The sequence below is a fragment of the Mycobacterium sp. genome (genome assembly GCF_050701515.1).
Taxonomy (GTDB): domain Bacteria; phylum Actinomycetota; class Actinomycetes; order Mycobacteriales; family Mycobacteriaceae; genus Mycobacterium.
Map to the genome: position 1 here is coordinate 1 of NZ_JBOGDB010000285.1, position 23,008 is coordinate 23,008.

A 23,008-nucleotide genomic window follows, 5' to 3' on the forward strand; every position below is an offset into this window, starting at 1 on the left:
ACTGGCAGTGTGGGGGTCAGGGGTTCGAGTCCCCTTAGCTCCACTCAAAAACCGCAGTTCAGAGGCACTTATCAAAGTTCTGTCGGGCGCCGACGAACGTCGTTTCGCCGGCCCCGAACCCGCCGGAGATGACGATCTTCGCCGAGGCGGCGCCCCACCCCTCAGAGTGCTCGTAGGCCACGCAGGGTCCTTCTTATCAGTTCACGTCGTTCGTCGATTGTCATCGAGTCACCGGGGGTGGCGTGCACCTGCAAATAACCCTGTGTCACCAGGTCGCCGACCAGGAACCGCGTCGCACCGAGCGGCAAGGACAGACGAGAGGCGATCTCTGCTACCGAGGGGCTGCGTACGCAACACGTCAGGATCTGGCCCCGCACATCATTTCTCGGCCAGCGCCGCGGCTTCGGTGTGGTGGTGAGCGCTTCGACCGGAGCCTCGAGTGGGAGTTCGACACCAGCGTCGGTACGGCCTGCCGTCAGCGTGTATGGCCGGACCAGGCTCGGCTCGTCCGCGGTTTCCGGTTCTGTGAACCAGTCGCCGATCGGTCCGCCCTTGCCCTCCGACTGCTGATGCGCGTCGGTGTGCTTCTCCCGGACATGTGGCGAACTATGCGGCACGTTGTGGTTCCGCAAGAACCACAAGGTCTGGTCGGCGTGCACCGATGCGCGCAGCTCGCTGGAGACGACCTTGAGTACGGTGCGGTCGGTGTCGATGACGAATGTGGTCCGTCTGACCGGCAGCAGCCGCGCCAGTAGGCCACGGCGCCGAGTGTGCCGGCCACGCCGGGCCGCCTCACGCGCCACGACGGATTTACGCAGCTTGGCGAGCCTGCCTCGGCGCACCCCGAACAGCTCGGACACCACGCCGTCCGCGTCGGAGAGCAGCGGATAGTCGAACGAGCGCTGTTGGGCGAAGTGGGCCTGCTTGTCGACGGTGTCGGTGCTGATGCCCACCCGCTGGGCGCCCACCGTGGCGAATTCGCTGCTCAGGTCCCGAAAATGACAAGCCTGGGCTGTACAGATCGGTGAGGACGCTATTGGGAAGAAGAACAGCACAACCGGCACCTCGGAAAGGAGCGCGGACAGTGTCCGAGGCCGACCGGTGTGATCGTACAGAGTGAAGTCAGGCGCCTTATCGCCCGCGATCATCGGCAAAGACTAACGCAGGGAAGCTCTGCGCGACGCACGACTCGGATAACTCGGTCATCGCCGAACAGCTACCAGGTGTTCACCGGGTGCGCTTCTCAGCCATCCACGTCATGACCCTGGCGACCGGGGATCCCACGCACTGAAGGGGAAGTCGGCTCCAGTTCAGGTCTTCGGCCTCGACCCACCAACCCATATGTCTTGTTGACGCCGTCAACACCCGGGGCGTACCCGCAGGTCGCTTTGCGTACTTTCGCGTCGTTTCGCGTCGGCGAGATCGACGTTTACGCAGGTCAGCACGATTTCGTCGATGATTCCGCCAACTCGCTCATGCCGCCCCTCCGTTTGTAGCTGTGGACTGCGCCGGGTCGTTAGTCAAACTAGGCGGATGACGGACTGCTGATGGTTAGATGCCGTCCGCCGTGCGAGAGTTGGTGCGCAGACGCGCTCTCAATCTGCGCTCGTGGTATGTCTGGCCGGGCGGTATTGTGAAGCGAAGCGGCCGTTTGCTGAGCAGTAGGAGGAGTCGTGTCGGGGCGGATCCGCGCCAATCCTGAAGACCTGAAAGTGTGCGCCATTCGTGTGGATGGCCACGCTGAAGAGGTGCAGCTCGGGCACGCAGCGGCAGATGGACGGATCGAGGCGGCGCAGGCTGGGCTGCCAGCCGCGTCCGCGGCCGCGATGACGTCTAAGGGGGCTCGCTGGCAGGAAACCACCGCCGTCCTGCACGCCCGGCTGAGCGGCCATGGGGTGGCCTTCCACGGGAGCGCCGAAGCGTACGCCATGACCGAGGGTCACAACGCTGACGCCGTTGCTGAGGTTGGCGTTGCCGGCGTTCAGACCAGCGGTTCAATACCGGCCTGAGTTCGCGTGACCGTCTCGCTCGCCGACATCGATCGGTGGGACCCGGGCGATGTGCGCGAGGTGTTTCACGCCGCCCGCAGCCGCGCGGAGATTGCCATCAACGCTTCGGACGGCTTGGCGTCGCTACCCGCCTTCACGACATGGGGCGGCGACGCGGCCGAGGCCGCCCGAGAGGCCATCGGCCGAAGCCGCAAGGACCTCGACACCCATGGCAATGAGGCACTGGCGGTCGCCAGGGTCGCTGACAAAGCGGCCGACGACATCGAGAACCTCAAGCGAAAGTTGGAGCAGCTGCGCGAAGACGCATCCCGGATGGGGATGCAAGTAAATGCGGCCACGAATAGCGTCACACCGGCGCCCGGGTCGAAGATGCCGCCGATGGAGGTCCTGCTCAAGACGAGCCGGTTGCAGTCTGAGCTGAACGCCATCGTCGCTGAAGCGGTCGCCATTGACGACGAGTTGGCCAGCGCCATCAACATGGCCGGCGGCACGGAACCGATCCCGGACACACCGCATGACAACCGGCCGGAAATTCAGGACGCCCTGTCCAAGCCGCTGCCCGAAGATCCACAGCAGTTCAACGATCTCTGGGAGCAGCTCACGCAGGAAGAGAAGGACTGGCTCTACAGCCAAGACCACAACATCGGCAATCATCCGGGCATGCCGTTCGCGGACAAAGACAAATACAACCGGCAACACCTGACCGACCTGATTCAAACGACGCAGACTGATGTTGGCCGGATGCAGCAGCGCTATGACGAACTCGCGCGAAGCGTCTACACGGGCGATACCAGTGCCGTGACCGGGAATGAACTGGCCGCACTCGGGCCGCAGCTGGCGGCGGCGCGCCACAACCTCGACGGATATCGCGCGGTACGCGGGTCGTTGGACGCCCAGGACGGCGTGCCTCGCTACCTTGGACTAATCGACGATCAGGGTCATGCGGCAGTATCCATCGGCAATCCCGACACCGCCGCGCGGACGGCCACGTTCGTCCCGGGGACCGGTCAAGACCTGGCAGCCTTCGAGGGCAGCGATAGGAAGTCTTGGGACATGTTCCAGGCCGTACTTGACGCTGACCCGAGTTTGTCGCAGGGCGATGTCGCGGTCACGACGTGGATGGGCTATGACCGGCCGATGGACCTGACTGAGGCAGCATGGCCCGGCAGAGCCGAAAACGGCGGCGCCGCGTTGGATACATTTCTGAACGGCATGACCGCCTCCCATGCCGGGCCTCCCGCGATAGACACTGTCATTGGCCATAGCTACGGTTCGACGCTGGTCGGTGCGGCTGCGACCGATGGGAACCACCTCGGTGCCGATAACGTCATCGCCGTCGGCAGCCCGGGAATGCTGACGGAGACCGCCGGTGGATTGAGCCTGGATCAGGGAGCGAACGTCTACTCAATGACCGCACGTAATGACATCATCAGCCTCGCCACTGACATGACGCTTGGCGCCGATCCCTACGGCACGGACTTTGGAGCGACTCGGTTGTGGACGGATCCTGGTTCCGCCCTGCCCTATTCGGGTGGGGTTCTGCCGAGCGTTCCGGCCCACAGCAGCTACTGGGATGAAGGAAACCCCGGACTGGCCAACATGGGTTCGATCATCGCCGGTCTACCGCCGCCGCAGATCGTCACTCCCGACGGGGTGGTCACGAACCCATGATCACCTCACCGACCGCGGCGCGCCGCGCGCTCATCTGTTGTGGCGCGTTTGTGCTCATACTCAGTGGTTGCAGCGATGGCGGCAACCTGGGCCCGCCGACACCGTCGGGCGCCACCGATATCGGAGGACCAACCGTGACATCTGTGCCACCGCCACCGGACGGCTGGAATCCGAAAGATGTTGTGCCCGAGAGCCAGCAACAGGCCCAAGACACCGTCATCGGATACTTGAAACGAACCGTCGTCGCATTGCCGGCGGGGACAGTACTCGACGCGACCCGCTACGCGGGGGCGGGCCACAACAGTTACTGCGACGACAACGATTCCAGCCCGGGCGCGCCCATGCGTTTCCACACGATTGGCGAGCTGAAGTTGCCGCCCGACGCGGATGCAAGCAACGTTGTCAAAACGACGGGCGACATCTGGCGCGGTTGGGGATGGCACGTCTTTGAAAGGGATGGATTCCGCAAGCCGAATGAGTTCGCGTATGGGCCCGACGGGTATCGACTTCAGATCGTGACTGCTGCCCGCGATGGGTATCCGCCCACCGTACAAGGAAGCTCACCGTGCTTCCCGGGCGAGATCGCGCGCGATGACATCCCCGTACCCGAGATCATCGGCGCGGGTTGAGCCGCCCAGGAATTCTGGCCCACCAGGAATGCGGGCGCCCTTACACCTCCTTGGATCGCACAATCTAGGTGTTGTGATCATGCGCAGGGCGGAATTAGCGGTGAGTCCACCGCCGCAAACATTTAGCGCCATGGATCCGATTTCGGGCCGATGTGTGGGCTTGACCCGGCACACTGATGCAAGCTACCGACCCGGGGGTTGACTGGCCGAAGCTTTTTCTCTCCTACGCTCGCCAGAACGCGAGCGACATCGAGCTATTGGTTCAAGACCTCGACGACCTTGGGAACACAACCTGGGTCGACAGAAAGCTGCGGGGTGGCGTGGATTGGTGGAAAGAGATCCTCCGGCAAATCACCGAATGTGATGTGTTCATTGCGGCCATCACTCGCGACGCGTTGAAATCGGTGGCATGCCAACGCGAGCGTGAGTGGGCGGAGTCGCTTGGTAAGCATATCCTGCCAGTTGCGGTGGAGCGCCTTCCGAAAAGTCTTCCACGGGACTTCGCGGGTCGGCAGATCATCGATTACTCAGCGCCGGATAAGAACGCCGTCAAGGCCCTTGCGGGCAGCTTATATGCCGTTCCGCCGCCCTCGCCTCTGCCGGATCCTCGAGCACGTCGGCGTCGCCGTAATGATCGAATCGCACTGCCTTGCTCATATTGGCTACGACGCGCACCGCAAGCGAACTATTCCGCTCTGCGGGCGGCCGCGATCAATGCCCGTACGCCGGCGCGGCCTGCAACTCCGGGGCAGCCGCGGCGAGCAGTGCGGCTCGGTCGCCGCTCAGTGGGGGATAGATTCGCTGACCGTTGATCATTCGCTTGGTCGCCTTGGCCTCTGTACCGCGGCTGACAACCCGGCGATCCCACCCCTCGGTGTACACGGCACCGGCTGCGCCGAGATCGAGAACGGTGACATACCAAGGGATCCGCAGCGACAGCATTGGAGCGTCCAGCACGTCGCTGATTACGTTGTAGCCCGCATAGCGGCCCATCGGCCGACCGTGCTGACACGACATCACCGACATGTGTTCGTCGTCCATCTTCGCCGCTGCCACATCGCCTGCGGCGAACACCCCCGCAATGCCCTTCACTCTCAGATAGTCGTCAACCGGCAGTCGACCCAGCCGGTCGCACTCCACGCCGAACCCGGCGGTCAACGGGTTGGCCCGCATTCCAGCGCACCACACCACGGTTGTCGCGGGAAGGACTTCGCCCGACGACAACGTCACGCTGCGCTCGTCAATGGCGACAACGCCCACCCCGGTCATGGCCTCAACCTTGTTCTCGGCCAACGCTTCCTCGATAACCGGGCGTGCCGACTCGCCCATGTCCGACCCGACGTGCAGATTGTGGTCGACGAGCACCACCCGCGGCGTGGCTCCGGCACCGAGCGCGTCAGCCAGCATCGCGGGCAGCTCGTTGGCGGTCTCGATGCCGGTGAGGCCGGCACCGACGACGACCGCTGTCGCGGTTGCGGGATCTGCCGCGCGTTCGGCCAGGCCGCGGATGTGCGCCTGCAGCTTCATTGCGCCGTCGTAGGTGTCGACGTCGTAGCCGAACTCGGCCAGCCCGGGAAGGTCCGGCTTGACCACCCGACTGCCCAACGCCATTACCAGGCGGTCGTAGCCCAGCCTTGCGCCGTCGGCGGTGCTCACCGTCGCGGCCGTGGGGTCGATTCCGGTCACCTCGGCGGTGATATGGCCGACACCGGCCGGATCGAGGAGGTCCTGCAGCGGGATTCGGCACGCGCTGAGATCGGCCTCGTAGTTACGGACCCGAATATCGTGGAATGGCTGCGAACTGATGACCGTGACGTCGACCGCGCCTTGGCGGACCCCGAGCTCGTCCAGCCGCCGGGCCGCGCCCAGCGCGGCCCAAAGCCCGGCGAACCCTGACCCGAGAACGAGGACACGTGCGGTAGGTGGCATCGCCATATCGTCACGCCCCGTCGATTCACAGGCAATAGCGGGTCGGCGCCGTAAGGTCATCGTCGCCATAGGACGGTTCTCGTACACGATGCCGGACTGAAGAACGATCTGCGCAAGCTTTTAGCCGATGCGCGCAGACCCCGCTTGGACCAGCAATCCAGCTAGAGAAAATTCCGGCCGGCGGGGATAGGCTAAATGCGCTCGGAGGCAACCCGCTCCAGCCTCGAGAACATTAGGAGACCTCAGTGAAACGCGCGCTCATTGTTGCTGCGAGTTCGCTCGGCTTTGCCGGCCTCGCCAGCCTCGCCACCGCCCCGGGTGCTTCGGCGGCACCCGAACCCGGTTGCACACCTGCCCTGTTCTGCACCATCGTCGATACGCCCAACGCCGTCGTCCTTGGCGTCACCTCGACCCCCGGCGCGGTTATCGAGGGCGTCGCAGCGAACGCTCAAATTCCCGGCAGAGTTCTAAGTACGCCGGGGGCTGTTGCCAGCGGCGTCGGCTCGAACTTCACGGCGATTCCCGCGGGCATCGCATCGAACGCTCAAATTCCCGGCAAAATCCTGGGGACGCCCGGGGCAATTGCCAACGGCATCGGGTCGATGTTCGGCCCGGTTCCGGAGCCGGAGCCGTAATTAGAGGCTCATCACGGCGTAGCATCGCCACGATCGCGGCCGACACCCTGCTGGATCCGTGACGACGATCTTCTTGTGCGGCGACGTGATGACCGGTCGCGGCATCGACCAGATACTTCCGCATCCGGGCGATTCCTCGTTGCGCGAGAGCGTGGTGTCCGACGCCCGGACGTATGTGACCCTTGCCGAGCGCGTCAATGGCCCGATCCCGAGACGCGCCGACTTCGCGTGGCCGTGGGGGGACGCGCTGGCGGTGCTCGACGAACTGGCCCCCGACGTCCGGGTGCTCAATCTGGAGACGGCCGTCACCACCGCCGACGGCTTCGCGCCGGGTAAAGCGGTGCACTACCGGATGAACCCGGCCAACATCGGCTGTGTGACCGTCGTTCGGCCGGACGTCTGCGTGCTGGCCAACAACCACGTGCTCGACTTCGGGACCGACGGACTCGCCGAAAGCCTGCGGGTGCTGAGCCGGGCCGGAATCCGGTCTGTCGGGGCGGGGCACGACGTCCGCGAGGCACAACGCCCGCAAGTGTTGGACGTCACCGGTGGAGGTCGCGTGATCACCGCCGCCGTCGGCCTGAAATCCAGTGGCGTACCCCGTCATTGGGCCGCGACCGCGGATCGGCCGGGCGTCGCCTACTCCAATGACCTCTCCGAGCGCAGCGCCGCAGAGATCGCGGACCGGGCGCTGGCGGAGAAACGGCCCGGCGATATCGCGGTGGTGTCCCTGCACTGGGGCTCCAACTGGGGATACGGCGTCGAGAACAGCCAGGTTCGCTTCGCGCACCGGCTGATCGACGCGGGTATCGATGTGGTGTACGGGCATTCGTCGCACCATCCGCGACCGATCGAGGTGTACCGCGGGAAGCTGATCCTTTACGGCTGCGGCGACCTGGTCAACGACTACGAGGGCATCGAACCTTTCCGGGCCTTCCGCGACGAACTGCGTCTGCTGTACTTCGCATCGGTCGATCCCGACATGGGTGAGCTTGCGGTACTGAATATGGTGCCGATGCGGGTCCGCCGAATGCGTCTCGAGCGCGCCGCGGCCGAGGACGCCGAATGGCTGCGCGCCACGGTCGAACAGGCCAGCGAGTCCTTTGGGACCCGCGTCGTCGGTCAGGCCGATGGCACTTTCACCGCGGCCCCACCCGGGATGTCTCGGCCGTAGGGTCCGACGCCTACCGTCTCGTCAGCTGCGCATACCGTTCGATGTGCTGGTCGGTCGATCCGAATTCGTGCTGCATGGCCGTCAGCCGCTTGAAGTAGTGCCCGATGGCCAGTTCCTCGGTCATGCCCATGCCGCCATGCAACTGCACGGCCTGCTGGCCGACGAAGCGGGCCGCCCTGCCGACCGTTGCCTTCGCGGCCGAGATCGCCCGCGCGCGGGTCGCCGGATCGGCCTCCAGGTTGAGCACCGCGAGATACACCGCCGCAACCGCCTGTTCGAGCTCCATGTGCATGTCGACCATGCGGTGCTGCAGAACCTGAAAGCTGCCGATCGGCTGCCCGAACTGCTGGCGTTGTTTGCAGTATTCGACGGTGTCCGCCAACACTTTTCGCATACATCCCACCGCTTCGGCACAGACCGCCGCAGCGCCCTCGTCGCGGGCCCGCTCGAGCGACGGCCATGCCTGACCCTCTTCGCCGAGCAGCGCGTGTGCCGGCAGGCGCAGGCCGTCGAAGACCAGATCCGACGCTCGGCGGTCATCGACGGTCCGATAATCGTGTGCCTCGATGCCGGCCGTATTGGCTTCGACGAGGAACAGTGAGATTCCGTTGGCGGTCCGCCCAGTGACCAGCAGGTGCGTGGCCAGCGGCGCGCCCATCGCGACCGTCTTCGCGCCGCGCAGCACCCAGTCGTCCCCGTCGCGATCGGCGGTCGTCGACACCTGCTGCCAATGATCGCCGGACTCCGGCTCCGCGGCGGCCAGCGCGACGATCGCCGTGCCGGCCGCGATCTTCTCCAGCACCGATGTGGCCGCCTGGCCACCCGACCGGTTCAGCAGCCCGCCCGCCACCACCACGGTGTCGACGTACGGTTCGACGACCAGCGCGTGACCGAGGGCTTCGGTGATCACCATGAGTTCGACTGGGCCGCCGCCAATTCCGCCGACACTCTCGGGCAGGGTGGCGCCGAGGATGCCCAGCTCCTCGGCGAAGCCGCGCCAGATTTCCGGCTGCCACCCGGCGCCGGTCTTGGCCGCGGCCCGGCTCTTCTCGAGGTCATAGCGGGTGGACAGGAACTTCGTCAGTCCGTCGCGGAGCAGTTCCTGTTCCTTGTTCAGGTTGAAGTCCATCTACAGCCCCAATGCTGCCTTGGCGAGGATGTTTCGCTGAATCTCGTTGCTGCCGGCGTAGATCGATCCGGCTCGGTCGTTGAAGTAGCGCAACGGTGCAACTGCCTGCCATGGCTCACCACTGACGTATCCGCCTGGCGGCGGCTCGAATTCGGTGACCGGGCCACCGGGACACGTCGCGTGCGGTTGATATGCCCGGCCGCGCGGTCCGGCCGCCTCCATCGCAAGTTCGGTGAGGGTCTGGCTCAGCTCGGTGGTGAGGATCTTGAGCATCGATGACGCCGAGCCTGGATTTCTGCCTTCGGCCACCGCCGCCAGTACCCGGTATTCCAGGATTTCGAGCACTTCGGTACGGATCCGTGCGTCGGCGAGCTTCCGCGCGAACGCCGCGGGGGCTTCGCCGGCCACCGTGGCGATCTCGTCGGCCATCACCTGCAACCAGGGCGCGGACGCACCGCCGCCGCGCTCGAATTCCAACAGGTACTTCGCGACGGTCCAGCCGTCGTCGATGTCGCCGAGCACGTTGGCCTTCGGCACCCGCACCTCGTCGAAGAAGACCTGGTTCTGGATCTCTTCGCCCGACGTCATCACCAGCGGGCGGATCTGGATACCGGGTGAGGTCATGTCGATCAACACGAACGTGATCCCGTGCTGCTTCTTCTGCCCGCGCGACGTGCGAACCAGGCCGAACATCCAGTTCGCCTCGCGGGCGTGGGTGGTCCAGATCTTGCTGCCGGTACACACCAAATCATCGCCGTCGTCGACCGCCGACATGGACAGCGACGCCAGGTCCGACCCGGCTTCGGGTTCGGAATAGCCCTGGCAGAAGAACACCTCGCCGGTGAGGATGCGGGGTAGGAAGAATTCCTTCTGCGCTGCCGTGCCGTAGGCGATGATCGCGTGCGCCACCATCCGAATTCCCATCGGCGACAACGGCGGCGCACCGGCCAGCGTCGACTCGCGACTGAAGATGTAGTGCTGGGTCAGCGTCCAGTCGCAGCCGCCGTACTCGACGGGCCATGCCGGTGCGGCCCAGCCGCGCTCATGCAGGATCCGCTGCCACTCCATGCTCGCGTCGTGGTCGGAGTAGACGCTCGTCATGAGGCGGCCGGCTTTGCGTATCTCCGGTGTCAGCTTCTCGTCGAGAAAGCTGCGCACCTCGTCGCGAAAGGCGGTGTCGGCCGCCGACCACTGCAGGTCCATTGGTTCCCCTGTCTGTCGTAGCCACATAGTAAACCTAGTTACTCAACTGGCGGTAATTGCCGCGGCCGGCCGGTGGCGTCGAGGACTATCCTGGACCGGCGAGGGCGAGGATGAACCGGGACGAACTGTTCACCTCGATCGTGGCGGCACGCCCCGGTCGCGATGACATCGTGTACCTGGAGCGCCGCGGCGACGAATACGACTGGCGGATGGTGCCGGTGGGCACTGAGGACCCGATGGCGGTCGACGCAACACCCTCGGCGCAACCCGGCCCCGACGTCTGGATGTCGTTCTCCGCCGCCTGGCCGGTCGACGATCCCGACCGGTTGCGGGCATTCTTCGACGACATGATCGCCGAGCTCGAGTCGATGGCCGACAGACTGGATCGCTGTCGCTGGCCGATCGATGAGCCTTGGCCGCACTCTCACTGAAGGCGGGCACGCCGTTGGACTATCGGATCAGCCCGGACGAGCGGGCCAGGTTCAAGCGCTGCCGACGCCAATGGGACTTCGCCTCGCCGCATCGTCGCGACCTCGAACCCGCCGAATCACTTGATACATCGGCTCTTCCGGCAGCACTCAAGGACGCGCTCGCCGTCTATTACTACCCGGGGACGTGGGACTGGCAGCACGAATTCAAACAGTCTCTGGTACACAAGGCGCTGCGGCGGTCACTGGACGATGCGGGCACGCTGGACGGCCTCGAAGCCGGTACGGCCTTGCTCGACTGTTACGACGCCTGGGCGACGACCGTCGACGATTTCGCCCCGGTCAAGGTCGAACACGACGTGCACGCGCTCATGCCCGACCCAACCGATCCGGAGCAGGGGGTGAAGGCGCCCGATGGTTCCGCCGTGATCTATACATGTCGCGTTGACCTGCTGGCGGTGGACGCCGCCGACGAGTATTGGGTGGTCCGCCACCAGATCATCAATGACTGGCAGCCCGTCGACGAGCTGATACGCGACGAGGAGGCGGCGGCGGCGTGCTGGGCATGGGAGCAGGACTACATCAACATGCAAATCGCCGGCACTATCCACAACGAAGTTCGTATCGGCGGACCGCTGGATCTGCCCGCCGACGAAACCTCCGCGACCGGCAAGCTCACGTCGGTGGCCCAGCATGAACCCAGCGGCGGCGGCCGGTCCATTCCGCAGCACGTGCGGGTGCGCGCGCGTGAACTCCGGCCCGCGCAGGACGGCCGCATCGACCAGCGCACCGCGGGGGTGCTGCGCCGCACCCGCATCCGTCGGTCTCGCGACGAGATCGCCGCGGTGGGTCGGTTGATGGCGGCCGAGGCCCTCGACATGACCGGCGCAACCGTCCCGTATCCAAACCCGGGCCCGCACTGTCTGGTCTGCGAATTCAGCGAGCCGTGTCTGGCCATGTTCAACGGCGCCGATCCCGAACGCTTGCTGGCAACCCATTTCCGTCGTCACGCCGACGATGAGCGGCCCAAGCCCCGACTGGGTCAGGCGACATGGGGCTTCGGCAGGGGAGCGGCACCACCGGGGTGGTGATCACTCACCGAGCCGGTGCCGGGGAGAAGTGCACCGGTATCCGCCCCGTGGCGAGCAACGACTCCATCGCAGCGCCGGAAACGGGGCGTGACAACAGGAAGCCCTGCGCCCGGTGGCACCCGTGCCGGAGCAAGGTCAGGGCGGCCGCCTCCGTCTCAACCCCCTCGGCAATCAGCTGCAGTCCAAACGCTTCCGCTAATGCGATGATAGCGCGCACAATCGCGAGATCGCCTGGATTGCTGCCCAATTCGCGGACGAACCCCTTGTCGATCTTGAGCGTGTCGACCGGAAGCGATTTCAGATGCGACAAGACGCTGTAACCGGTGCCGAAGTCGTCGATGGCAATCTGGACACCGACCTCCTTCAATCCGGCCAGCGTGATCCGGGTGGTGTCGATGTCGGCAACTACGACGCTCTCGGTGATTTCCAGGCACACCGATCCGCCGTCCAGCCCGAACTCGTCGATGGTGTCGGCGACCGTCTGCACGAAGCCGTCGGAGACCAGTTGGACGGGTGAGACATTCACCCGCAGCACCGCGTCCAGTCCCACCCCGTTCGATCGCCACTTGCCGAACTCTGCGCATGCCTTGCGCATTACCCAACGGCCCAATTCGCCCGCCATATTGATCGACTCGGCAACACTGATGAACGAGTTCGGCGTGAGCAGTCCCCGCGTCGGGTGCTGGAGACGGACAAGTGCTTCGGCGGCCAGGATTTCGCCGGTGCGCATATCGACCTCCGGCTGATAATGCAGTACCAGGGCGCCGGTCTCGATGACGCTTTGCAGATGCAGCTCGATCTCGTTGCGTAATTCACTATTCAGTGACATGTCGTCGGAGAACACCGCGATGGTGTTGCCGCCGGAGCTCTTGGCGGTCAGAAGCGCTTGATCGGCTCGCCGGAGCAGGTCTGAGGTGGTGTCCTTGCCGGGTACGCCCACCGCGACGCCGATACTCACCGTGCGGGTGAGCATCTCGCCGCCGATGGCCACCCGCTCCCGCAAGATCGACTGCAGCCGGTGGGCTAGCGCTTCGGCCGCCTCCGCATCCATCGGCGCCGTCGGCACGACGACAAACTCGTCGCCGCCGAGCCGGGCGATCAGGGTGGGACCTTCCGAGCCTGCGCGCAGCCGGTCGGCGAACACCTCGATGAACAGGTCCCCGGCGGTGTGGCCGAGATAGTCGTTGATCGTCTTGAGCCGGTCCAGGTCGAGAAACAACGTCGAAACCGGGCCGGGTTGTCCCGACTCCAACCGCTTGTCGAGGTGCGCCAGGAGTGCACGTCGGTTGTGCAGTCCGGTCAGATCGTCGTGTTCGGCAAGGAACCGAAGCTGATCCTCGGCGGCGATGCGCGCTTGTACCTGCGCGAACAGCGAGGCGATCGCCTTGAGCGCATTGAGTTCTTCGGGTGTCCATTCCCGGTCGCCGAACTTGATGAACCCGAGGTGGCCCGTCGTGATGTCCCCCGACAGCATCGGCACACAAGCCATCGACGTCGACTGAACGTTGCGACCTTCCTCGATGGTGCGTTGGTAGTCGTCGGTGGCCGCCTCGGGGCGCAGAACAATGGGTTCTTTCTGCTGCTCGGCAAGCGAGAAGACCGGGTCCGCGTCGTCGAAGTACACCACGGCCAGGGGATCCGGATCGGGGATGTCCGGCCGGACCGGCCACTCGGCGACCAGCTTCGTCGCACGGACGTTGTAATCGTTGTGCCGCAGGAAGCTGACGTCGACCCCCAAGTGTCCGACGAGCTCGGCCAGGACACGTTGACTCACCGCGGCCGAGGTAGCCGCATTCACCGCCATCAGTTCGGTCGCGACGGCGGTGACGAGTTCGTCCAGGCTACGAGGCACGGTTGCTCCGGTATCTGTCTATGCGGAGAAGATTACTTCCACCAGGAACGCCGCCGACTGCGAACTGACGGGGCCGGAGCATCGCAGAACCTGAGAACCAGTGCGTGCGACTCATCGGGCTCCGTCGCCGCCAGGTCGCGAAACTCATGTCGCAAGCGTTGCAGAGTCGGGGCGTACTTCGGCGATAGTTTCTCCAGATCCTCGTGATCATGAGCGTAGAGAAACACCGGAGAGATGGGTTGTACGGCCAGGCCGCGCTGTTGTGCGATTATCCACACCGCTTCGGACGCCGACCCGGCCCGGGCATAGTCGGTTAGCGCCTGACCGCGCACCGAAACCACGGCAAGACCAGAGCTGACCGTCAAGCGTGCGCGGGTATCTTCGCCGAGCGCAGCACCGGCGTCCCACTCCGAGAGATGGGCCATCACCTCTGGTCTCCGGAGGATGTCCAGCTTCACCAGGTCGGCGGGATCCAGTTCCAGGCTATTGACATCGATACCGGAGTCCGGCGACGGATCGCCGGGCCACCGCAGTTCGGAGATCATCTCCGCATGCAGCTGGGGAGTGAGGTATCGGATCCGATCGCTCTCGGCCAGAATGGCAGCCGCCTTGTCGAGATCCCTGCGAACGGTCAGAACGTGCAGTCGCGCGCCTTCACGTCCGGCGGCGGCCTGGAGCGCCTCGATGGTCTCGGCTGGGATCGGAACCGGTTTGCCGTGGTGGCGGTTCGATGCTCTCTCTAGCATTCGTTCGTACATCCCGGCCAGCTCCGGGTTGTTTCCGTCGGCCAGTTGCAGGACCGCGCGCAATGGACACGCATCGTCGCCGGGGTCGAAATCCACCGGCCCGAGAATTCCGTGCGTGGCGGCGGCGACCCTGGCATTGAATACAGCCGCACCCACCGCGACAGCGCTCGCGCGGAAGCCGACGTCCATTGTCGATGTGCGTTCGGGTGCAAGCCGAATCGTCACGGAGTCGGCTTGCGTCGCAATGTGCCATGGCTGTGCATTTCCACCCGACGGTGCACGAACCGCGGCCGCGATCACCGTCTCGACGGCTCCTACCGCCGGCTTGTCATCGGCTCGCTGGTCCTGTGCGGAATCGGCAATTCGCCTCGCCGCGGTGGGATCATCGATCCGGTTGAGTGCCTCCGCGACATCCACACGGATCCTGCCGGACGATAGCTCCTCACCGAGACCGATTCTTCGGACCGCGTCCGCCACCAATGTCGCCCCCAATACCACCTCGCCGGCCAGCTGCGGCCAGGTGATGAGGGTGTTACCAACCTCGACCAATGATGCGGCCACCCGTGGCGACAATCGCACGCCGTCCACGATGCGAAGGATGTAAGGGATCTTGTCCTTGCTCGGTAACTCGGAAAGTTCCGCGATGTCAACGTCACCCAGAAGGCCATGCAGGATCGGACGCTCCGGCTCGAGGTCGAATCGCTCGACGTCCAAGAGTCCGCGGTCGCCGGTCGCCATCAGGACGGGCAGGCGACGCGCGCGTGCAGCTTGACGGACAAGAACCTTGGTATCGAGCGAATCGCATTCCTCCACGAGAATGTCAACGCCATCGAGGAATTCGAAGACGGACTGCGGCGTAATTCCGCCGGTGAACACCTCCACCGGAAAATGGGGGTCGAGTTCGGCGATCCTTCTCGCCGCCAGTGTCGCCTTGTTCAAGCCCTGCTCGAACACCGCCGCTGGCACGCGATTGAGGTTGGAGAGCTCGAGGTCGTCGAAGTCAGCGAGCCGAAACCGACCGCACACCCCTTCCTGCGCGAGGGTATGCGCGATGGCGTGGCCGACGCTGAGCCCGACTATCCCGATCCTGAGCAGACCGAGTCGATCTTGCTCCTCGGCGGTGAGCACGTTCCGATTCCGGTTGAGCCGCACGGCGCGATAGGGGCGCGGGCCTAGAACACTGGTGACGATTCGCCGCCACGGATAGTAGGCCCACTGCTTCGACCTCTCGCTCGTGTCCGGCTGGGGAACCTCGCGGAGTCGGCGCAGTTCGTCCAGCTGTTCGTCCCACCTGTCAATGAATTCGACCCTGGGGTCGGCCCTCAACTCCGACAACACACGATGGTCGTGCGGATCGTCCTCGATCAAAACTGTTGCGCTGCAAAGATCCCCCCCGACGGCAGGGCTCACAGGGCGGTCCCAAGTGCTTGCGCACCGATGTGATCAAGCTGGCGTGCTAGAGTGGCCATCTCGGTCAACATCGTCAGAACCTGTTCGGGCTCGGCATGATTAGCGAAACTGCTGCGATCCCACCACATCATCTTCGTACGGTATCGGTCGTCGGGATAAGGTGTCGCCGGAATCTTCGACGCCACAACGCCGCCAGACGTACGCCAACGATCAAGGACGTACGACGCCGCCGTCGCGACGGCGAACTGGGCATTCGAGAGCGCCATCGCGAGAACTGGCGTCCGTGCCAGCATTTGGCTAAGCGATCGGCTCCTGCCCGGATCATCGGTAACCCAAGCAGTCTTCATCTCCATAACGCCGAACGGCAGTCGGTCAGTGAGCATCTTGCGAACCGTGCGCAGACCGGGCCGTTCGGCCCATTCGACCACGGCATGTGATTCCTCGGCCGACTGTAGCGGCCCCTTCGCCCGGGATCCTCCCACCACCGTTCCATCGTCGGCCACCGCGACGAAGAACAGCGCAGTGTTCTTGGTGTCTCGAAGTGAGGGCATGTCGAGTGCCCGTTCAACCCCGTGTTTGTGGTAGCTGCGGTCCGCGCCGTCTACGAATTCATGCCACAGGTCTGGCTCGGCGGACGGCGTAGAGACGACGGTCGTGCAGCGGGTAGCTGGGTCCCACCACCGGATTCCATCGGGAATCGAGAGAATGGTATGACGGCTTGGGGAGAGCTGCGGAGCGGCCATAATTGTCCCATCGGTTGGGCAGCTACGAGCCGAGTTTCCGCGGCTGCCATGGCGGCATCCATATGAATACCCAGGCCTCGAGTATCGCTCGTTTCCCCAGCTAGCGGACGATACCTGGCCGGCAAAGAGCCCGTTGACGGGCTATCTTGTTTGCCGGGAATCAGACGCGAATATTGTTGGCAATCACCGCGAACGTCAACTTTGGCTGATCGATGGCACGCGGCCATTCGCGGGGCGAAGTCGCCGAGGGTATTGGCGATACAAATTTACGTTGCCGCAAAACTTTTGAAAGTGTTTAGCCATCTACACCAGCAGACGCCCCAGCGAGCGCTGGTCATCAGCCTCCGCATGACGTTGCGCAGAAGTTTTCGGCGCACTCGCCTACTCGCTGACTATCGGGGTGAGATCGTAGAAGACGGGCCCGGATCTGATGGACGCGACAAGGGGAGTTGAGGCGATGTCCGCCCGAACGGATGCCGACGCCGAAGCGGGGGATTATCCACAGCAAGGGGTGGAATCTCTGCCGACCAAGGACGTGGGCCGGTTGTTGCTGCGGTGTGCCGACCGACCTGGTCTGGTCGCGGCGGTGAGCACCTTCCTGGCGCAGGCGGGAGCCAACATCGTGTCGCTCGATCAACATTCCACCGAGCAGTCCGGCGGCACGTTCATCCAGCGCACCATTTTTCACCTGCCGGGGCTGACGGCTGCGCGGGATGCCCTCGAGCGCGCGTTCGACGAACAGGTGGCCGGCCGGTTCGACATGGATTTCCGGCTCACCGAAGCCGCCAAACCGAAACGGGTGGCGATTCTGGCCTCAAAAGAGGACCACTGCCTATTGGATCTGTTGTGGCGTAACCGCCGTGGTGAGTTGGACATGTCGGTGTCGATGGTGATTTCGAATCATCCCGATCTCGCCGATCAGGTTCGGCCATTCGGGGTGCCGTTCATGCATGTTCCGGCCACCAAAGACATTCGCGCAGAGGCCGAACAACGTCAGCTGGATCTGTTGCGCGGCAACGTCGACCTGGTTGTGCTGGCGCGCTACATGCAGATACTCACCCAACAGTTCCTCTCCAACGTGGGCTGCCCGTTGATCAACATTCACCACTCGTTTCTTCCGGCGTTCATCGGCGCAGCACCGTATCGGCGGGCCAAGGAACGGGGTGTGAAGCTGGTGGGAGCAACCGCTCACTATGTCACCGAAGAACTCGACGACGGACCGATCATCGAACAAGACGTGGTCCGGGTAGATCACCGTCACACCGTCCAGGATCTGATACGACTGGGTGCCGATGTCGAGCGCCTGGTGTTGTCCCGGGCGGTGCTTTGGCACTGTCAGGACCGCATCGTCCGACACGGCAACCAGACCGTCGTCTTCTGAGTCAAGCTTGGGCCGGCTTCACGAGATTGGCCCCGATGATCAGGCGCTGGATCTCGCTGGTGCCCTCGTACAACCGCAACAGCCGAACGTCGCGGTAGATCCGTTCGACGGGGACCTCGCGCATATAGCCGCTGCCGCCGTGGACCTGGACGGCAAGGTCGGCCACCTTCCCGGCCATTTCGGTGCAGAACAGCTTGGCCGCCGACGGCGCGATCCTGCGGTCCTCGCCGGTGATCCAGCGCCGCGCGGTGTCGCGGACGAGCGCGCGCCCGGCCAGCACTCCGGTCTGCTGGTCGGCGAGCATCGCCTGCACCAGCTGGAAGTTGCCGATCGGCGTCCCACCCTGGGTTGCGGTGGCGGCGTACGAGACGGATTCGTCGAGGGCGCGTTGGGCGATTCCGACTGCTATGGCGGCGATGTGCACCCGGCCGCGTGCCAACGACGTCAACGCGGCCCGGTACCCGATCTCCTCGCTCCCGCCGATCAGCGCGCCGGCCGGAATCCGGACGTCGGTGAAGCTTACGTCGGCGGTCCATGCGCCTTCCTGGCCCATCTTGGCGTCCTTGACCCCTACTTCTACGCCCGCCGCGTCGGCGGGTACCAGGAAGACGGCGATGCCGGGACCCTGGTCGTCGGCCGGCCGGGTGCGCGCGAAGACGACGAACAGACCGGCCATGGGCGCGTTGGTGATGAAGCGTTTCTGCCCGTTGATCACCCAATCTGCCCCGTCGCGAACGGCTTTCGTGCGCAACCCGGATGGATTGGATCCCGCGCCGGGCTCGGTCAGCGCGAAGGAAGCCACCACCGCACCGGTGGCCATTGGCTCCAGCCAGCGGGCTTTCTGCTGATCGGTGCCGAACCCGACGAGGACCTGTCCGGCGATGCCGTTGTTGGTGCCGAACATCGACCGCAGCGCCAGCGAGGTGTAGCCCAGCTCCATCGCCAGCTCGACATCCTGGGCGAGGTCAAGGCCAAGGCCGCCCCACTCCTGGGGGATCGCATAGCCGAACAGCCCCATTTTCTTGGCCTGCTCACGCAGGTCGTCGGGCACCCGGTCCTCGGTCAGAATCTCCTGCTCGCGCGGGACGACCGCGGTGCGGACGAAGTGACGCGTCTGGGCCAGGATCTCCTGGAAATCCTCGTCGCTGACTTCAGCGGCGGTCTCAGAATTGGTCACGGTCGGTTGCTCCTCTTCGGCCGGTGAGGGCGGGTGGCCGGAGAAATCATATATGAAATATGATGTGCGACTGACCGGGCCCCTCGCGGGCCGACAACAGCTAGGGATGGGTGATCAGGTGTCGTTGCTGACCGGTCAGACGGCGGTCGTCACCGGCGGTGCGCAAGGTCTGGGCCTTGCCATCGCCGAACGATTCATCGCCGAAGGCGCTCGGGTGGTGTTGGGCGATCTGGATCTCGCCGCGACCGAGGCCGCCGCCAAGCAGCTCGGAGGAGACCACGCCCTGGCGGTGCGGTGCGACGTGACTGGTGCAGACGAGGTCGACACCCTGGTCTCGACCGCGGTCGAGCGGTTCGGCGGCCTGGACATCATGGTCAACAATGCCGGGATCACCCGCGACGCGACGCTCCGCAAGATGACCGAGGAGCAGTTCGACCAGGTCATCGCCGTCCACCTGAAGGGCACCTGGAATGGCACCCGGAAGGCCGCCGCGATCATGCGGGAGAACAAGCGTGGCGCCATCGTCAACATGTCGTCACTGTCGGGCAAGGTCGGCCTGGTTGGGCAGACGAACTACTCCGCGGCCAAGGCCGGGATCATCGGGATGACCAAGGCCGCCGCCAAGGAGCTGGCTCACCTCGGCGTCCGGGTGAATGCCATCGCGCCGGGACTCATTCGCTCGGCGATGACAGAGGCCATGCCACAACACATTTGGGACCAGAAGGTCGCTGAGGTCCCGATGGCTCGGGCGGGGGAGCCCGCCGAGGTTGCCAACGTGGCACTGTTCTTGGCCAGCGACCTATCGTCCTACATGACCGGAACCGTCATGGAGGTCACCGGCGGAAGGTTCATGTAGGCATGCGCGAAGCGGTGATCTGCGAACCGGTCAGGACACCCATCGGGCGCTACGGCGGCATGTTCAAGTCGCTGACCGCCGTCGACCTGGGTGTCGCCGCGCTCAAGGGGCTGCTCGAACGAACCGGGATCGCGCCAGACGCGGTCGGTGATGTCATCCTCGGGCACTGCTATCCCAGTAGTGAGGCCCCGGCAATCGGGCGGGTGGTGGCGCTGGATGCCGGTCTGCCGGTTACCGTTCCCGGCATGCAGGTCGACCGGCGGTGCGGTTCCGGGTTGCAGGCCGTCATCCAGGCATGTCTTCAGGTTGTCAACGGCGACAACGATGTTGTGATCGCCGGGGGCGCCGAGAGCATGAGCAACGTCGCCTTCTACTCCACCGATATGCGCTGGGGCGGCGCTCGCGGTGGAGTGCACGTGCACGACGGGCTGGCGCGGGGGCGGACCACCGCGGGCGGGCGTCACTACCCGGTTCCGGGCGGGATGTTGGAGACCGCCGAAAACCTGCGCCGGACCTACGGCATCTCCCGCACCGAGCAGGACGAGCTCGCCGTGACGTCCCATCAACGCGCGGTGGCCGCCCAGAAGGACGGGATCCTCGCCGAGGAGATCATTCCGGTCGCGGTGCGGACCCGCCAAGGTGAGGAGCTCATCGACATCGACGAGCATCCACGGGCCGACACGTCGATGGAGTCGCTGAGCAAGCTGAAACCCGTACTGCTGGCGGATGATCCAGATGCCACGGTGACCGCTGGCAATTCTAGCGGACAGAACGACGCGGCCTCCATGAGTATCGTGACGACGGCGGAGCAGGCGGACGAACTCGGCCTGGACCCCCTGGTCCGTCTGGTTTCGTGGGGAGTGGCCGGTGTGGCACCGAACATCATGGGCATCGGCCCGGTGCCCGCGACGAAGGTCGCCCTCGCCAAGACCGGGCTGAGCCTTGCCGATATCGACGTGATCGAACTCAACGAGGCATTCGCCGCACAGGCGCTCGCCGTGACGCGGGAGTGGAATTTCACCGCGGCCGATCACGATCGGACCAATGTGCACGGCTCGGGAATCTCGCTGGGCCACCCGGTGGGCGCTACCGGAGGCCGGATGCTGGCGACGCTGGCACGAGAGCTCAACCGGCGAGAGGCCCGCTACGGCCTGGAAACCATGTGTATCGGCGGCGGACAGGGACTGGCCGCCGTGTTCGAAAGGGTTGGCGGATGACCAGACTCGCGCAAACGCTGGGCCTCACCGAGTTCCAGACCGAAATCGTCGCGACGGTGCGGCAGTTCGTCGACAAGGAGGTCATCCCGAACGCCCCAGAACTCGAGCGCACCGACACCTATCCCCAGGAGATCGTCGATGCGATGCGCGAGATGGGCCTGTTCGGCCTGATGATCCCGGAGGAATACGGCGGACTCGGCGAATCGCTGCTGACCTATGCGCTGTGCGTCGAGGAACTCGCGCGCGGTTGGATGAGCGTCTCGGGGGTCATCAACACTCACTTCATCGTCGCGTACATGCTGCGCCAGCACGGGACGCAGGCGCAGAAGCAGCGGTTCCTGCCGCGGATGGCCACCGGCGAAACACGCGGCGCGTTCTCCATGTCCGAACCCGAGCTGGGTTCCGACGTCGCGGCCATCCGCACCAAGGCCACCCGGACCCCCGACGGCGGCTACACGATCACCGGCCAGAAAATGTGGTTGACCAACGGCGGCAGCTCGACGCTGGTGGCCGTGCTGGTGAAAACGGATGAGGGAGCGGACAAGCCACACCGCAACCTCACCGCCTTCCTGGTCGAGAAGCCGACCGGCTTCGGCGAGGTGGCCCCGGGCCTGGTGATCCCGGGCAAGCTCGACAAGCTCGGCTACAAGGGCATCGACACCACCGAGTTGATCTTCGACGACTACGTCGCCGGCGCCGACGACGTGCTTGGCGGGACGCCCGGCCAAGGCTTCTTCCAGATGATGGACGGCATTGAGATCGGCCGGGTGAACGTGTCGGCCAGGGCATGCGGCGTCGGGATCCGAGCCTTCGAGCTGGCGGTCCGCTACGCCCAGCAGCGCCAAACCTTCGGTAAGCCGATCGCCGAGCACCAGGCGATCGCATTCCAGCTCGCCGAAATGGCGACCAAGGTGGAGGCGGCGCACTTGATGATGGTCAACGCCGCCCGGTTGAAGGACTCGGGTGAGCGCAACGATGTCGCGGCGGGCATGGCGAAATACCTGGCGAGCGAGTTCTGCTCCGAGGTCACCCAGCAGAGTTTCCGGATCCACGGCGGCTACGGCTACTCCAAGGAATACGAGATCGAGCGGCTGATGCGCGACGCTCCGTTCCTGCTGATCGGTGAGGGCACCAGCGAGATCCAGAAGAACATCATCAGCAAACGATTGCTCGCGGACTATCGGATCTGACCGTGACCGCTGGGGAATTCGCCACTCGGCCACAGCTTTCCGAGGATGTTACGCGTTTCGTCCGCAAACGGATCTTCGATGGTACGTACGCCGCCGGGGAGTACGTGCGCCTCGACCAATTGGCTGCTGAACTGGGAGTCAGTGTGACGCCGGTGCGGGAGGCACTGTTCGGACTGCGCGCCGAGGGACTACTCGGCCAGCAGCCACATCGCGGGTTCGTGGTGTTGCCGGTAACGGGCAGAGACATCCGCGACGTCTCCGGCGTGCAGGCGCATATTGGAGGAGAACTCGCCGCCCGAGCGGCGGTCAACATCACCGACGAACAGTTGCGTGCACTGAAGAAGATCCAGGCGCAGCTAGAGGATGCCTACGCCAGCGATGACGACGAACGAGCGGTCCGGCTCAACCATGAGTTCCACCGCGCCATCAACGTCGCGGCTCACTCGCCGAAGCTCAGCCAGCTGATGTCGCAGATCACTCGCTACGCACCCGAATCGGTGTTCCCGACCATCGCGGGCTGGCCGGAGAAGTCGAACAA

At 64.8% G+C, this 23,008-nt stretch carries 21 protein-coding genes and 2 pseudogenes; 13 read left to right on the forward strand and 10 right to left on the reverse strand.

From position 1 onward, the window contains the following. Positions 1-85: 85 nt before the first annotated feature. From ACRDU5_RS21185 to ACRDU5_RS21195, 3 genes and pseudogenes are all read right to left on the reverse strand, one after another. Positions 86-181, reverse strand: a pseudogene (locus tag ACRDU5_RS21185) (ATP-binding protein); the annotation flags it as partial. Next, positions 162-617 (reverse strand): DUF742 domain-containing protein, encoded by a 456-nt coding sequence (locus tag ACRDU5_RS21190; RefSeq protein ID WP_526616972.1) that lies wholly within the window; start codon positions 615-617, stop codon positions 162-164. The pseudogene ACRDU5_RS21185 and the gene ACRDU5_RS21190, both read right to left, overlap by 20 nt. A 9-nt stretch (positions 618-626) precedes the next feature. Beyond that, a pseudogene (locus ACRDU5_RS21195) lies at positions 627-1,148 on the reverse strand (peroxiredoxin); the annotation flags it as partial. Between the two features lie 525 nt (positions 1,149-1,673). Here ACRDU5_RS21195 and ACRDU5_RS21200 point away from each other — a divergent pair. From ACRDU5_RS21200 to ACRDU5_RS21215, 4 genes are all read left to right on the forward strand, one after another. Further along, on the forward strand, positions 1,674-2,009 hold the full coding sequence (locus ACRDU5_RS21200; protein ID WP_526616936.1) for a hypothetical protein: 336 nt from the start codon (positions 1,674-1,676) through the stop codon (positions 2,007-2,009). A 6-nt stretch (positions 2,010-2,015) separates the two neighbouring features. Then, a complete protein-coding gene (locus tag ACRDU5_RS21205) occupies positions 2,016-3,680 on the forward strand; it encodes an Rv0964c family protein (protein ID WP_526616938.1) in 1,665 nt (554 codons plus the stop codon). Positions 3,681-3,823: 143 nt separating this feature from the next. After that, positions 3,824-4,309 (forward strand): hypothetical protein, encoded by a 486-nt coding sequence (locus ACRDU5_RS21210; protein WP_526616940.1) that lies wholly within the window; start codon positions 3,824-3,826, stop codon positions 4,307-4,309. A gap of 176 nt (positions 4,310-4,485) precedes the next feature. Next, entirely contained in the window at positions 4,486-5,121 is a 636-nt protein-coding gene (locus ACRDU5_RS21215; protein WP_526616942.1) for a TIR domain-containing protein, read from the forward strand. Here the strand turns inward: ACRDU5_RS21215 and ACRDU5_RS21220 are convergent. After that, positions 5,021-6,238 carry an NAD(P)/FAD-dependent oxidoreductase gene (locus tag ACRDU5_RS21220; protein WP_526616943.1) on the reverse strand — a complete coding sequence of 406 codons (1,218 nt, stop codon included), beginning with the start codon at positions 6,236-6,238 and terminating at the stop codon, positions 5,021-5,023. The two genes, ACRDU5_RS21215 and ACRDU5_RS21220, sit on opposite strands and share 101 nt — an antisense overlap. Positions 6,239-6,483: 245 nt before the next feature. Here ACRDU5_RS21220 and ACRDU5_RS21225 point away from each other — a divergent pair, with 245 nt between their 5' ends. Further along, a complete protein-coding gene (locus ACRDU5_RS21225) occupies positions 6,484-6,873 on the forward strand; it encodes a hypothetical protein (protein ID WP_526616945.1) in 390 nt (129 codons plus the stop codon). 58 nt (positions 6,874-6,931) lie between these two features. Continuing rightward, complete coding sequence (locus tag ACRDU5_RS21230) at positions 6,932-8,047, forward strand: CapA family protein (protein WP_526616947.1); 1,116 nt, start codon at positions 6,932-6,934, stop codon at positions 8,045-8,047. Positions 8,048-8,057: 10 nt separating this feature from the next. On the opposite strand, the gene ACRDU5_RS21235 is transcribed toward ACRDU5_RS21230, so the two are convergent. Both ACRDU5_RS21235 and ACRDU5_RS21240 read right to left on the reverse strand, forming a co-directional pair. Beyond that, on the reverse strand, positions 8,058-9,176 hold the full coding sequence (locus ACRDU5_RS21235) for an acyl-CoA dehydrogenase family protein (protein WP_526616949.1): 1,119 nt from the start codon (positions 9,174-9,176) through the stop codon (positions 8,058-8,060). Continuing rightward, positions 9,177-10,379 carry an acyl-CoA dehydrogenase family protein gene (locus ACRDU5_RS21240; RefSeq protein ID WP_526616951.1) on the reverse strand — a complete coding sequence of 401 codons (1,203 nt, stop codon included), beginning with the start codon at positions 10,377-10,379 and terminating at the stop codon, positions 9,177-9,179. It lies immediately after the preceding gene. 110 nt (positions 10,380-10,489) lie between these two features. On the opposite strand from ACRDU5_RS21240, the gene ACRDU5_RS21245 reads away from it, so the two are divergent. Continuing rightward, entirely contained in the window at positions 10,490-10,810 is a 321-nt protein-coding gene (locus tag ACRDU5_RS21245; protein ID WP_526616953.1) for a hypothetical protein, read from the forward strand. Beyond that, entirely contained in the window at positions 10,792-11,898 is a 1,107-nt protein-coding gene (locus ACRDU5_RS21250; protein WP_526616955.1) for a hypothetical protein, read from the forward strand. Before ACRDU5_RS21245 ends, ACRDU5_RS21250 begins: the two co-directional genes overlap by 19 nt. Before the next feature lie 4 nt (positions 11,899-11,902). Here ACRDU5_RS21250 and ACRDU5_RS21255 read toward each other — a convergent pair whose 3' ends face one another. The 3 genes from ACRDU5_RS21255 to ACRDU5_RS21265 form a co-directional block, all read right to left on the reverse strand. Next, a complete protein-coding gene (locus tag ACRDU5_RS21255; protein ID WP_526616974.1) occupies positions 11,903-13,702 on the reverse strand; it encodes a putative bifunctional diguanylate cyclase/phosphodiesterase in 1,800 nt (599 codons plus the stop codon). Positions 13,703-13,782: 80 nt separating this feature from the next. Further along, complete coding sequence (locus ACRDU5_RS21260) at positions 13,783-15,906, reverse strand: Rv1355c family protein (protein WP_526616957.1); 2,124 nt, start codon at positions 15,904-15,906, stop codon at positions 13,783-13,785. After that, complete coding sequence (locus tag ACRDU5_RS21265) at positions 15,903-16,649, reverse strand: hypothetical protein (RefSeq protein WP_526616959.1); 747 nt, start codon at positions 16,647-16,649, stop codon at positions 15,903-15,905. Before ACRDU5_RS21265 ends, ACRDU5_RS21260 begins: the two co-directional genes overlap by 4 nt. Positions 16,650-17,106: 457 nt before the next feature. On the opposite strand from ACRDU5_RS21265, the gene purU reads away from it, so the two are divergent. After that, the gene (gene purU / locus ACRDU5_RS21270; RefSeq protein WP_526616960.1) at positions 17,107-18,030 is read left to right on the forward strand and encodes a formyltetrahydrofolate deformylase; all 924 of its coding nucleotides are present in this window, start codon (positions 17,107-17,109) and stop codon (positions 18,028-18,030) included. A gap of 1 nt (position 18,031) precedes the next feature. On the opposite strand, the gene ACRDU5_RS21275 is transcribed toward purU, so the two are convergent. After that, positions 18,032-19,207: an acyl-CoA dehydrogenase family protein gene (locus ACRDU5_RS21275; protein WP_526616962.1), complete on the reverse strand. Its 1,176-nt coding sequence runs from the start codon at positions 19,205-19,207 to the stop codon at positions 18,032-18,034. 106 nt (positions 19,208-19,313) lie between these two features. Here ACRDU5_RS21275 and fabG point away from each other — a divergent pair, with 106 nt between their 5' ends. From fabG to ACRDU5_RS21295, 4 genes are all read left to right on the forward strand, one after another. Continuing rightward, complete coding sequence (gene fabG, locus ACRDU5_RS21280) at positions 19,314-20,063, forward strand: 3-oxoacyl-ACP reductase FabG (protein WP_526616964.1); 750 nt, start codon at positions 19,314-19,316, stop codon at positions 20,061-20,063. Positions 20,064-20,065: 2 nt separating this feature from the next. Next, positions 20,066-21,280, forward strand: a complete 1,215-nt coding sequence (locus ACRDU5_RS21285) for a thiolase family protein (protein WP_526616966.1) — start codon at positions 20,066-20,068, stop codon at positions 21,278-21,280. After that, on the forward strand, positions 21,277-22,470 hold the full coding sequence (locus ACRDU5_RS21290) for an acyl-CoA dehydrogenase family protein (protein ID WP_526616968.1): 1,194 nt from the start codon (positions 21,277-21,279) through the stop codon (positions 22,468-22,470). Before ACRDU5_RS21285 ends, ACRDU5_RS21290 begins: the two co-directional genes overlap by 4 nt. Before the next feature lie 2 nt (positions 22,471-22,472). Continuing rightward, the coding region (locus ACRDU5_RS21295) for a GntR family transcriptional regulator (protein ID WP_526616971.1) at positions 22,473-23,008 on the forward strand (536 nt) is incomplete at its 3' end.

What these genes read in the sequence shown, in the direction of transcription:
- ACRDU5_RS21215 (WP_526616942.1), top strand. Translation starts at nt 4,486, where the DNA reads ATGCAAGCTACCGACCCGGGGGTTGACTGGCCGAAGCTTTTTCTCTCC.
- ACRDU5_RS21220 (WP_526616943.1), bottom strand. Translation starts at nt 6,238, where the DNA reads ATGCCACCTACCGCACGTGTCCTCGTTCTCGGGTCAGGGTTCGCCGGG.
- ACRDU5_RS21235 (WP_526616949.1), bottom strand. Translation starts at nt 9,176, where the DNA reads ATGGACTTCAACCTGAACAAGGAACAGGAACTGCTCCGCGACGGACTG.
- ACRDU5_RS21240 (WP_526616951.1), bottom strand. Translation starts at nt 10,379, where the DNA reads ATGGACCTGCAGTGGTCGGCGGCCGACACCGCCTTTCGCGACGAGGTG.
- ACRDU5_RS21245 (WP_526616953.1), top strand. Translation starts at nt 10,490, where the DNA reads ATGAACCGGGACGAACTGTTCACCTCGATCGTGGCGGCACGCCCCGGT.
- ACRDU5_RS21255 (WP_526616974.1), bottom strand. Translation starts at nt 13,702, where the DNA reads ATGGCGGTGAATGCGGCTACCTCGGCCGCGGTGAGTCAACGTGTCCTG.
- ACRDU5_RS21265 (WP_526616959.1), bottom strand. Translation starts at nt 16,649, where the DNA reads ATGGCCGCTCCGCAGCTCTCCCCAAGCCGTCATACCATTCTCTCGATT.
- purU (WP_526616960.1), top strand. Translation starts at nt 17,107, where the DNA reads ATGTCCGCCCGAACGGATGCCGACGCCGAAGCGGGGGATTATCCACAG.
- fabG (WP_526616964.1), top strand. Translation starts at nt 19,314, where the DNA reads ATGGGTGATCAGGTGTCGTTGCTGACCGGTCAGACGGCGGTCGTCACC.
- ACRDU5_RS21285 (WP_526616966.1), top strand. Translation starts at nt 20,066, where the DNA reads ATGCGCGAAGCGGTGATCTGCGAACCGGTCAGGACACCCATCGGGCGC.
- ACRDU5_RS21290 (WP_526616968.1), top strand. Translation starts at nt 21,277, where the DNA reads ATGACCAGACTCGCGCAAACGCTGGGCCTCACCGAGTTCCAGACCGAA.